The sequence below is a fragment of the Actinophytocola sp. genome (genome assembly GCF_045807065.1).
Taxonomy (GTDB): Bacteria; Actinomycetota; Actinomycetes; order Mycobacteriales; family Pseudonocardiaceae; genus Actinophytocola.
The window spans coordinates 21,703-33,770 of record NZ_JBJMIE010000813.1; the positions used below are offsets into that span (position 1 = coordinate 21,703).

5 protein-coding genes and 1 pseudogene are annotated in these 12,068 nt (G+C 64.6%); 1 reads left to right on the forward strand and 5 read right to left on the reverse strand.

Annotation, left to right across the window (positions count from 1 at the left end):
- Positions 1-20 precede the first annotated feature (20 nt).
- Positions 21-1,247 carry a cytochrome P450 gene (locus tag ACJ73U_RS46820; RefSeq protein ID WP_407784275.1) on the reverse strand — a complete coding sequence of 409 codons (1,227 nt, stop codon included), beginning with the start codon at positions 1,245-1,247 and terminating at the stop codon, positions 21-23.
- Between the two features lie 341 nt (positions 1,248-1,588).
- Between ACJ73U_RS46820 and ACJ73U_RS46825 the strand changes: the two genes are divergently transcribed.
- Positions 1,589-3,847: a LuxR C-terminal-related transcriptional regulator gene (locus ACJ73U_RS46825; protein WP_407784276.1), complete on the forward strand. Its 2,259-nt coding sequence runs from the start codon at positions 1,589-1,591 to the stop codon at positions 3,845-3,847.
- Between the two features lie 283 nt (positions 3,848-4,130).
- Here the strand turns inward: ACJ73U_RS46825 and ACJ73U_RS46830 are convergent.
- From ACJ73U_RS46830 to ACJ73U_RS46845, 4 genes and pseudogenes are all read right to left on the reverse strand, one after another.
- Positions 4,131-4,743 (reverse strand): annotated as a pseudogene (locus ACJ73U_RS46830) (NADP-dependent oxidoreductase); the annotation flags it as partial.
- Positions 4,744-6,412: 1,669 nt separating this feature from the next.
- Positions 6,413-7,489 (reverse strand): hypothetical protein, encoded by a 1,077-nt coding sequence (locus tag ACJ73U_RS46835; protein ID WP_407784277.1) that lies wholly within the window; start codon positions 7,487-7,489, stop codon positions 6,413-6,415.
- Between the two features lie 410 nt (positions 7,490-7,899).
- Positions 7,900-11,790 carry an NACHT and WD repeat domain-containing protein gene (locus ACJ73U_RS46840; RefSeq protein WP_407784278.1) on the reverse strand — a complete coding sequence of 1,297 codons (3,891 nt, stop codon included), beginning with the start codon at positions 11,788-11,790 and terminating at the stop codon, positions 7,900-7,902.
- Positions 11,791-11,852: 62 nt separating this feature from the next.
- Positions 11,853-12,068 (reverse strand): transposase (locus ACJ73U_RS46845; RefSeq protein ID WP_407784279.1); only part of this gene is annotated, 216 nt, incomplete at its 5' end.

The window sequence follows — 12,068 nt, forward strand, 5'->3', positions numbered from 1 at the left end:
TTCGTCACGCCAGTAGATCGTCACCAGGCGACAGGCAAGGCTGTTACGCCGCGGATGAGCCGGTCGGTATGCCATTGCACCTGGTCGGGGTCCACTGCCAGCCGTAGGGCGGGGAAGCGTGTGAGCAGCGCTGTCATCGCGACCTGCAGTTCCGTCCGGGCCAGCTGTGCGCCCAGACAGTGATGCAAACCGTGTCCGAAGGTCAGGTGCGAGGCAGCGTTGCCCCGAGTGAGATCGAGACGGTTCGGGTCGGCGAAGGCGGCCGGATCGCGGTTGGCCACGTAGAAATCCACGAGCACCACGTCACCGGCATGAACAATCTGGCCACCCAGTTCCGTATCCTCCGTGGCGCGGCGGGCGAAGTCCACGGAGGCGCCGAGCGGGATCCAGCGCAGCAACTCCTCCACTGCGTCGGGCACCCCAGCCGGGCCCCCGCTGACCAGTTCCTCCCAGCGCCCTTGAGACAGGAGCACGAAGACGCCGTTGCCGATCTGGGCGGCGGTGGTCTCGTGGCCCGAGATCAGCAGTGTGGTCGCGAGCTTGACCATTTCGATCTCGGAGAGGCGGCCACCGCCGTCGTCGCGGGCGGCGGCAAGCTCGGACAGGAGATCGTCCGCCGGCTCCTCACGCCGGCGTCCGATCAACTCGGCCAGGTAGTTATCGAGGTTGTTCCGGGCGGCTTTGCTCTCCTCAGGCGTAGCGTCGCCCCCCAGTGACAAGGTCAGCTCTGTCCAGTGGCGGAACTGACCATGGTCCGAGTTCGGCACGCCGAGCAGCTCGCAGATCACCTTGACCGGCAGCGGCCAAGCGAGCGCATCGGCGAGGTCGGCTGGCTGTCCCGCCACCACCATGTCGTCCAACAAGCTATTGACGATGTCTTCGATGTCCGGCCACATCTGGTGGACCCGGCGGGGTGTGAATGCCTTCGTGACCAGCCCGCGCAGCCTCGTATGGTCGGGTGGATCCTTGCTGATCAGCATGTCTGGTGGGTCCGGGTGGGGTCGCGCCCGCGGAGTATCTTCGCGTCCGGCTGCTTGTGCTCGAGAAAACCGTCGATGATCCGTGAACACGGCCTTCACGTCCTCGTAGCGGGTGACCAGCCATGCGAAGCCCTCGCCGTAGGGCATACGGATGGGGACCAGGCCTGGCTGCTTGAGCGCCTCGAAGTACCGCGGGTGGATGTCGAGGCCGGTGACTGGCCCGAACGGGTAGGTCTCCGCGTTACTCGTCTCGCTCGTCACGGTCACGATTCCCCCTGCGTGGTCCGACTGAACCGCAGCATTGCAACGATCACACACCTGGTGAACACGCCAACGCTACCGACGTGGATCGATGCGGGAAACCATCAGGTTTGAATCTACGTGGCGGCATCCGTAGGGACACGGAGTGCTGAGTCGGTCGCGTTCGGCGCCCCTCGATGGCCAACCGTGGAGCGACGAAACTGTCATGATGGTTTTCAGATTTGACACACTGGTGGTGAAGGGGTGTTGTCTAAAGGATCGTGGGATCCCGATCGCCTACCCCTGACCGCGTCATCGGCAATGTGCCAGCACCGCGGGCGAACGACTCGTTCGTTGGCCGCAAGGCCATGACCGCGACTGTACGACAGCAGTTGGTGACCTCGCGACTGGTCACCCTGACCGGCGTCGGTGGGGTGGGCAAGACGCGGCTAGCCCTACATGTCGCCCACGAACTCGGCACCAGCGGGTTTCCCGATGGGCGGTGGCTGATCGACCTGACCTCACATCGAGACGAGGGCTTGGTGTTCGAGGCCATCGCCACGACGCTTGGCCTGCGCAGCTACTCCGAGGACACCACGCAGGACGCTCTCATCAGCTATCTGGCCGAACGGCGCACCCTGCTCGTTCTGGACAACTGCGAGCACTTGATCGACGGCGCGGCATACGCGATCGCAGCACTCCTCGACGGCGCCCCTGAACTACGAGTCCTCGCGACCAGCCGAGAACCGTTGGGGATCGATGGAGAGCACCTGGTCACCGTTCGACCGCTGGCCGTCCCGCCAGCGGAATCCGAACAACACCGGCCCCCGAACACCTCGCCCTACGACGCCGTGCGACTCCTCGTCGCCCGAGTTGAGGCGATGGGGAAGCCAGACTTCGGTACGACGGCGGACCCAGCGCTGGTCGCGCGCCTGGTGCGACGGCTTGACGGCATTCCCCTCGCGATCGTGCTGGCAGCCGGGCGTCTGCACAGCTTGACCCTCGAAGACGTACTGGAGCAACTCGACGACCGGTTCAGCGTGCTGACCCGCGGTCGCCGTGACGCCCCCGACCATCACCGAACGCTGCGATCGTGCATCGAGTGGAGCTACGACCGGTGCTCACCTCCTCAACAAGCTCTCTGGCAGAGACTCGCCGTCTTCGCCGGCCACTTCTCGAGGACGGCAGTGGTTTCTGTCTGCTCCGACGAGATGGATGACACCATCGGCGGACGCAACATCGTTGATCTACTCGACGACCTGGTACGCCAATCCGTCGTCCAGCACGACGGGGACTCCTACCGACTACTGGACATGGTCCGCGAATACGGACTTACGCGGCAGGAGACCGAGGAACATCTCAGATGGCAGCGGCGACATGCCGAATACTACCGCGAGGTCGCACTGAGCTGCGCGGCGAAACGCTTCTCTCGGAATGGGGAAGTCGTTCCAGTAATACACCGCGAAATGGCGAACATGCGGGCCGCGCTCGACTGGAACATGGACCACAGCGACGGTAGCCAAGTCCTGGCGTTCACAGTCGCGCTGACCGAGGCTGCAGCGTGGTTCACCGCCGCGAGCTTGACCGAAGGACGTCGCTACCTCACGCGGGCAATGAAGATCCCGGTGACGCATCGACCCGGCATGGGACGCGTCATCACAGCGATGCACATTGTGTGGTATGCGGTGCTTCAGGACGATTTCGCCGCCGCCGACTGGGTGAAACGATGCAAACAAGAAGCCCAGGACCTCGGGCCTACGGCTACAGCCTTCGCATCCATGGGCGAAGGGCTGTATCTATGCTTCCTGGAGGAGGACGAGAGATCGATCGGGCTTCTGGCCGCCGCGCTCGACGAGTTTCAAAGGTCCGGGCGTCCGCGCTATATCTACCTATCCAGCTTGTACCTGGCGAACGCGGCCTTGAAATTCAACGATCTAACAACCGCCGACGCAGCCAGTAGACAGTGTCTAGAATTCACGGAATCACAGGGCGACGAGTACTCACTCTCCTGGGCACTCTTGCTCCGCGGCTTGACAGAACTCAGCCATGGACACGTCAAACAAGCGCGAGAACTTCTGCGCAAGAGCCTTCGGACCCAACGCAAGATTGGCGCACACTGGGGATTGGATTGGACGGTTGAGACACTGTCTTGGGCCGCGGCAACCGACGAGCAATACACATTAGCCGCCCAACTCATGGGCGCGGCAAGCAGGCTGCAAACAATATCAGCACAAGACAAGAGCGCTGGCTTTCAGTCATACTTCGACTCTCATATCAAAGATGTCGTTCAGATCATCAGGAACAATCTGACATCAGACGAATACGAGACCGCCTACAGCTTCGGATCCGACTTGACATCGGACCAAGCCATCGCGTTCGCCTTGGGCGACGCGTTGGCCGACGCCAACACTTCGACAGCGCATGTTATCTCGTCGCCGCAATTGTCACGACGGGAAACTGAAGTCACAGCCCGGATTGTACGCGGTCTTACGAACCGCGAGATCGGACAGGAGCTTTTCATATCGACACGAACAGTCGAAACCCACGTCAAGAACATTCTGAAAAAGCTCGGCGCCAAAAACCGAACGGACCTCGCTCTACAGTTCAAGGACAACTTCGAACCGTGAACTTGATCGTCGAGATCCTTCACAGGAGCCCAAAGGTCTCCGCTAAGGTTCGCTCGCGTTTCGACACTCGACACAATGGTCGCGACCGTCTGAATCCGAGCCGCGCTTGTTCGCCGCTCCTAACCGCTCTAAACGATCACCGCCATGATCCATATCGCTCAGAAGCAGCCGCACTGGAGCCGTCCTCGCATGAACCATCTGGAGAGTCCCGTCAAGGCGCCCGGCGCGACGGTGAGTAGTCCGGGTCGGTGGCGTGACGGCGCTGTGGCCTGTTCCAGAGCGCTCAGCGCACGCGAATGATGGTCTTGCCCTTGCGCCGCTCGGTCGGGTTGAGCGCGGGAGGGCGTCGTCGAGGCTCGCGACGGTGCCGATGTGCGTGCGCAGGCGCCCGTCCCGCACCCGGTCAACGATCTCCACCAGCTGACCGGGAACGGACTCGACGACGAAGTCGATCGCGAGGCCGTCGGCAGGGCGAGCCTCAACTGGCCGACCACCGACACCAGCGTTCCGCCGGGCCGGATGACGCGCGCCGAGCGCGTTTGGACGTCACCGCCGATGACGTCGAAGACCAGGTCGACCCCGCCGAGGTCGTCGTGGTCGAGGTCGAGGAACTCGTTCGCGCCGAAGTCCAGCGCCGCCTGGCGGTCCGCCGCCCGCCCGGTGCCGATGACGTAGGCACCGAACTCGCGGGCGAGCTGGGTCACCACGGACCCGACCGCACCGGCCGCGCCGTGCGCGAGAACGCTCTGCCCCGCCCGAAGACGACCGTGCTGGAACAGGCCCTGCCACGCGGTCAGGCCGGAGATCGGCAGGCTCGCACCCACCGTGAACTCGACGTTCCCCGGCAGCGGCGCGAGGTTGCGGGCCTCCACGGCCGTGTACTCGGCCAGGGTGCCGTAGTAAGCGATGAGGACTTCTCCGGGATGACGTACCTCGAGTTCCTCAGCGAGACCCTCGACGTCTTCGAAGCGCTTTCGACGCTCGCCCAGGTCTTTAGAGCAAGTCGCGTCGCTTCATCGCCGGACTTCGGCCTGTCGGAATGACCGACATACACCAACGCAACTGATCAACGAAGCATCTAGTCTCCTGTTTTCAAGATCTATGCAACCCCGTCCGGGGAGGTTCGCTCTAGAGCATATGCACTGGTCAGGACGCTGTAGCCGCGTAGCGGACGCTCTCGAACAGGGCTGAATGAGACTGCGACCAGCCCCGACGCGTGCTGGCAAGACCAGCAAGTCACCATCTTGAGGTAGCACCCAGCTACCTGCCCGCCTGGTGCCCCACAGCTGTGGACCAACTCGACAAGGACACGTGCCAGCTGCTCGTTCATCATCGTCGACGTCGACCAGTCATCCGGCGAGATACGTGCCTCGATGGGCCGTTTCGACTGTCGTATTGCGGCCTCCATTTGATGTGACGCCGCGACTGTGCTGGACTCGAAAATCATCAGTCGCACACAGACTGTGGCACAATAGTTCGATGCAGCGTGCACGGAAAAATGCTCGGACGAAAGCCCTGTCGACCCGCCAATTGGCAAGCGGGTCAAGAAGAGCGGGATTGCATCGCCCCTTGCGCCGTAGGTCACGGACTGCACGGCTCGCCGATGCCCTCGGCCGGCTTAATCGCGCGATAGATTGGAAAGGGTGGACCACCCTCATAGCCGCGGTTGCGCTATGGCTCAATCAGCAATCTGTTACAACGTCACAGCAGCAAGCAGCCCTCGCACAGTCCGGCCAATTGAATGATCGATTCGACAAAGCGATCGCGCGACTAACTTCTGACATTGCCGCAATTCGACTTTCTGGCGTCGAGGACCTTCGTTCATTGAGCGACGACTTCCCGGCTGCTGAAGGTAGAGTTCACAGCCTCATGGGAGCTTTTGTTTCTCAGAAGATTCAAGGAGTGTCCTCATGCGGGGACCTACTCAAACTGCCAGATCTCGTGGCAGCGGCAGCAGTATACGTCAACCGAGAAGATAGCTACTTGTCATGCGTCTCAACGTCAATCAATAATGAAAAGTGTGCTCTTTATGGAGACTATCTGTCGATTCGAGGCGAGACTGAGGTTCGTCTGCCCCTGAATGGCACATGGGCTCAAAGATGGATGTTCGACTATCTGGATCGCGACGCCCGCGACTATCTACAATCCCAATTGCCCCGAGATTCACGCCCCCCTTGCGACGATAGTATTCAATCGACACAGCCTTATGGGAGCACGATCCTGGCCGCTTCCCAGACTGATTCTCCGGACTCATTGAGTGTCTGGCTACTCAGCGACACTGTTGTTGGGCCAGCGAAGACCGTTGTCATGCTTGCTGAGGATCACTCACTTCCCTTCCAACAGACTGCATTGTTGAGCCTGCCATACTAATAGATTATCGACATTGTTAACGCTGCGGAGCCCTAGTCCGGCAAGTAGCTGACTACCAGGGAACCGCCGCACGCTGCCTGGTCTCCGTTCACGCTGGCCACCGACCAAGCCAATCCTCACGACGGCCAGTCGACTCTTTCAGCAGGTCCGGCCGTACATTTTTCCAGGCGGTGTCGTTGACGCGCGTGGTTGGTTTCAGTGACGCGGACGCCGCAGGACATAGGCAACTACTGCAAGAGCAGCAACTACCACGAGGGCAGTAGCCGGTGCTCGCGTCGACGTCGATAAGGGCTTGTGCCCAGTTGGCTCCAATTGCGGGACGCGCGCGGCGGAAGATTCGGGCGGCGCGGCGACGGCAGAGCGGGCATCGCGTTTGGGTCGTAGCATTTCAAAAAGAAGACTGGCCAACAGGGAAGCTCCGACACCGAGGAAGATGCCGCCCCCGATTAGCCAATTCTGCCACCAGTCCATATCGTCGATATTGGTGACGCGCGCCGTAGCGCGAAGTGGCGTGGCACTATCCCAAACGACTCTACTGGCGTCAGCCAATGGTGGGATCGCGACGTCGACCGTGGCTCGCGCTGTCAAGCCGCCGCTGACGATCTGCTTATGCAGGACGGCAGGAATAGACCATGTGCCTTGCAGGCCGTCGAGGCCAGTGAAGAGACCAAGCATGCCCTGCGGCGCTGTGGGAAATCCGCCAATGAGCGGCCATACCTGACTGGTGCGAGGTCCGTTGATCCCCCAGAAGCTGCCAGTTCGCTGGATGGGGCCTTGTGCGACGCCGCTGACGGTCGTGCCGGTTCCACTCGTGAAGTGCTGGTCGGCGCCGGCAGGTCCGAAACACGGCGTTGGATGATCTATTACGATCCGGATTTCTTGCACCGGGCCGAGATGCCAAACGGTGTCACCGAATCCGAGTGCCAGGTCGGGCACCGTACTTACGTGCGGTGCGGTCGGTGCTCGATCTGCACTGGGGACCAGGTTCTGGTCAATGACAACGATAGTATCGAGTCGGGCTTGGCCCCCAAGGAGGAGAACTCCGCGGAACGGTTGGTCCCCACACGCCAGTACCGAATAGACCAGAGATGGATGGTTGCCGGGAGCGCCCGGCACTGCGGCCTCGGCTCGTAGCAAGATTTCTCCTGCTTCTGACGACGCCCCTGGTTGCAGCACCGCCACCCAGCCAGGATTCGCGGACGTGGACGGTTGGGCATTTGTCACCAGCGACAGCACTGCGTAGCTGGCCATCGACCCTACCCCGAGGATCATGATCGTGACGCTGGCCCAAAACCGCCGACGACTCGCCACGGACCTCCCCATCCTTCCCGATCTTGCTTGACCGGTAGCGCACCGGAACCACACAAACACCGACGTCGATATCAGCCGAACTCTGCGTCGACCAAGCCGGACCGGCGTGCACCAGGCTTGGTCGGCACGGACGATTGACACGAGCATCCGTCAACGTGCGGCACGGATCCGCAACTGCTTCCGGAGCGTATCCGCTGAAATCGGTCGTTGATGTTCGACCCAATGGCGGGCGTCTTGCTGTCGAGTGTGTTCGATCATGGGCTTCCTCCGGTCGATGGCCCGGAGCCGGAGGTTTCACGCTGGTTGCGGCGTTGATCCGCACCGCAACAGCAGTGATGACTCTCGTCACACCTGAGCCCGCACCAGCAAACTCACCCCAACTGCGGAGCGCCGGGCAACATCCAGTCGTGGCGGATCGCGGGTGTGAGCGGCGGCAGTGTGCACCGTCGGGCAGCGGCGATGAGATCAGGCAGCGGGATCGGAGCTGGCCAGCGCCTGAGTGTCCCGTTACGTCCGGCCGTGATCAGGTTGCCGTCCGGAGCGAGCGCTAGTGCGGCGATCCCGCTCGTGTTGCCGGGCAGCTCGTACAGCAGCCGGCCGTCCGGGGTCCACACCCGGATGGTGCCGCCCTCTTCGCCGGCGACGATCAGGCCCGCATCGGTGACGGCGAGCCCACCGGCCAGCCGGCCGGGGACGTCGAGCACGTGCATGAGTGACCCATCGTGGCTCCATGTGCGGACGGTGCCGTCGTGGGATCCGCTGACGAGGCCACCGTCCGGGGCGAAGGCCAGATACACGACCGGTTGCGTGTGTCCGATGAGCGTGTGCAGCAGCGCGCCGTCGCGGTCCCAGACGCGGACGGTGCGGTCCGCGGACCCGGTAGCCAGCCGTCCGTCAGCGGCGAACGCGAGGGCCTCCACCTGGTCCTTGTGGCCGTTGAGCTCATGGAGCAGCTCACCGGCGGTACCCCAGATCCGCACAGTGCCGGTCGTGGTGGCGGTGACGAGCCGGTCGTCTGGCGCGAAGCTGAGGCGTCGCACCGGCGAGTCGTGCTCGAGAGTGTGCTGCAGCTGGCCGGCGGTATCCCACACCAACACGGTGGGGTCGTCGCCGGCGGTGGCGAGGCGCATGTCCGGGGCGAACACCAAGTGCCGTAGGTTCTGCTGCCGGGGCAGATCGAGGAGCGGGACGCCGTCGGCGGACCAGACCTCCACGCTCATGCCGGTCACGACGGCGAGGACTCCATGCGGACCGAACGCCAACGGGCAGCTCTCGTCGTGCCGGCCCAGCGCCCGACGATATCCGTGATCGTCGGCGCCGAACGCCGACCACGAGCCCGTCGTCAGTCGGCCGGCCGGCCCGACCTCCACCTCGAACCGGGTGGTGCGGTCATTGTGTAGTACCGGAGGGACACGCGTGCTGAGATCCCAGAGGTAGACCGCGCGATCGGCGGTCACCAGCCGGCAGCGCGCGTCGAAACCGAGGATGATCATGTGGTCGGTTCTTATCGCGCTGGCAAAGGCGACCGTGCGGTCCGGTTTGTACAATCGCACCTCACCGTGACCGGCCAACGCCAGCAAGCCGCCGGGTACATACGCCAGCGAGGTCCATGCTTTGCCCACTGGGAAGCGGTAAGTCGGCATGCCGCCCAGTCGGTAGATGGTGACGTAGCCATTCGTGTGGGTTGCGGCCAGGTGACCTGCGTCCGAGAAGGCGAGGTCTCGCACCGGGGCGTCAGTGTCTCCGAACCCGGCGCGGGGAGTGGTCGGGAGGGATGCATGGTCTGCGGGCCAGACGTGCACGGCGCCGTCCTGGCAGCCGGCGGCGATCCGTCCGTCCGTGGCTACCGCCAGCGCGGTGATCATTGCCTTCTCGTCAGGGCTGGGGAGACAGCACTGTTCGGGGCCGCTGCTGTCGCAGACCTGGATCTCCCCGTCCTCGTCGGTCGTGATCAGCACGGCATCGGGTGTGAACGCGACAACGGTCAACTCTCCCTCTCCGGTCGCTCGGCGCAGCGGCTCCCCGTCAACGTCCCACAGGCACGCCGTGTGGTGACCCGCGGCGGCCAGCCGTCCGTCGGCGGCGAACACCACGCTGGTGACCCGCCGCATGTCGCCCTCAAGCTGGCGGATCATTCGCCCGTCCGCGGCCCACAGGATGACCCGTCCCGCCTCATCCCCTGACGCCAGTCGGCCGTCCGACGCGAAGGCGAGCGCGCACACCGGCGCCGTATGTCCGCTCAGCACGCTCATGAGGGCGCCGTCCTCGGCCCAGATCCGGATCGTGCCCGTGTCGTCCGCCGAGGCGATTCGGCCGTCCGGTGCCAGTGAGCCGCAGCGCACCTGCCCGGTGTGTCCGGTGAGGACGTGCCGCAGCCCTCTGGCCAGCGACTCATACAGCGCGGTGTTGGCGGTCGGGGTGGGGGCCAGTTCGGTACAGGCGGCCAGCGACAGGCTGATCGCCGCCGCCGGGTCGGCTCCGATTAGGTCACGGGCGCGACCAGCGGCCACGTTCGCCCGGCGCCGCCGCTCAACCGCGTCGTGTTCCATCGAGGCGGCGGCGAACTCGGCCAGCGGCTCGGGCAACACCACTGTGGAAGCAGCGTCCAGCTCGGCGAGTCGCTCGGCGGAGGCCAGGTGGCTGGTGGGTCGCCCGGCGTTCACCCAAGCCTGCGCGAGCGGCAGCAGTTCGGTGATCCGTCGCAGCGTGCCACGATGTGTCTCGATGTGCGCGGCCAGCGGTTGCCACTGCCGCAGCAGCGCCTCGTGCGCGACCTCATAAACGACCCGGCCCGTTGGGTCGCCGGGCTCGTCGGGATCGTGGTCGCTGGTGAGCAAGTGGACGTGTACGAACGCGGCCGTCACCTCTTGTTGCGCGGCGGTCAGCGCGTCGCGCCGCACCCGCCGCCGGGTGGGCTCCTCACCCTGGAGGTTCACGAACAGCAGAAGCGTGGTCAGCGTGGTGTTGAGGTCGTGCCCGGACGCGACCAGGGCCGCCTCGGCGCGGGCGGCGATCACCCCACCCACCTTGCCGGCCTGTTCATAGCTGGCCTTGGTGATGTACCGGTCGCGGCCGAGGCCGTCGTACAGCTCCCCGAGCAGCAAGCTGAGCAGCGGCAGCGCGTCGCCGCGGCCGGTGTCGCGCACGATCTGCTCGACCAGGCCGGGCTCGAACACCGTGTCAGTCAGACGGGCCGGACCATCCACAACCTGGCGGATCTGCTCCGGTTCGAGCACGTTCATCATGAACGGCACCATGAACAGTCCGGCGGCAGGCCCCTGCTGAAAACGGCCGATCCACTCCGACCGCACCGTCACCACCACGCACAACCGCGGATCGTGCACCACCAGCGCGTACAGCAGCGCGAGGAACAGCTGCCGCTCCCCCTCGGTGTCCTGGATCGCGGACTCCTCGAACTGGTCGACGACCAGCAGCACTCGTTGCCGGGTGCCCCGCGCAGCCCGCAGGGCCCGTAACACGCTCACCGGCGCCGGGGCGGGGCCACCGTCCCGTACCGCCGCCAACACCGTGCGCGCCGCCCCCCGTACCCGCGTGCCGAGCAGCTCCGCGACCTCATCGACCCCCGAGACGCCGGGGGTGATCGGCGGCAAGACCATCCAGCGCTCACCCAAGCTCGGCAGTAGCCCGGCCAGCACGAGAGACGATTTCCCGCTGCCCGACGGCCCCACGACCGGTACGAACCGCTGCTCAGTCACGGCTGCGCTCTGCACCCGCCGCGCCAGGTCACGCACATCGTCCACGCGACCGAAGAACACCCCCGCCCGGTCGCGGTCGTAGGCGACCAGTCCCGGATACGGGTTCCCGCCGGTCCACTCCGGCCGCGGCAATCGCGCACGCCACCACACCCACCCGGCCCGCGCACTGACCGCAAGAACAACGGTTGCGCCGATCAGCCACGACCACTCCACCACCGGCCGCGCCCACGCAGGCCACCGCTCCGGCCGCGCCGTGACCAGGTTCGTGAGCACTCCCATCCCGATTCCCAGCAGAAACAACCCAAGCCCTGACGACCCCCCGCGCCGCCGCGGCCGCCTCGACCACATCCGCACCACACCCCCTTGTCCTCCGCCCTGTGCCATTCGTTTCACAGCGGCCAGGTACCCACCCACACGCATTCTTGGCCAAATTCCACCGGCCCCGTCAGCGTCCGCGCCAGCCGCGCCGCCACATATAACCGGGACAGCGGCAAGCAGAACCTCTGCACGGCCACAGATCCTGCCCAGTGCGCATTCACCCCCCACGCGGGTCGAACGGTGTCAAGCGAAGAAACCCCGACTTCGATGTAAGAGCGTGTTTGAGATCTTCAATCGGTGGCGAATTGGCGTGGTCCCGGCCGGGTTGCGGGTGTTCCGCGGGTGATGCGGCGAGTCATGGTGGCGATGGCGGCCCAGCGGATGATGGCCTCGGCAGTGGCGGGATGACGTTCATAGTCGCGGGCCAGGCGCCGGTAGCTGGTGAGCCACGCCAACGTTCGCTCGACCACCCAGCGGCGCGGGATCACGGCGAAGCCCTTCTGGCC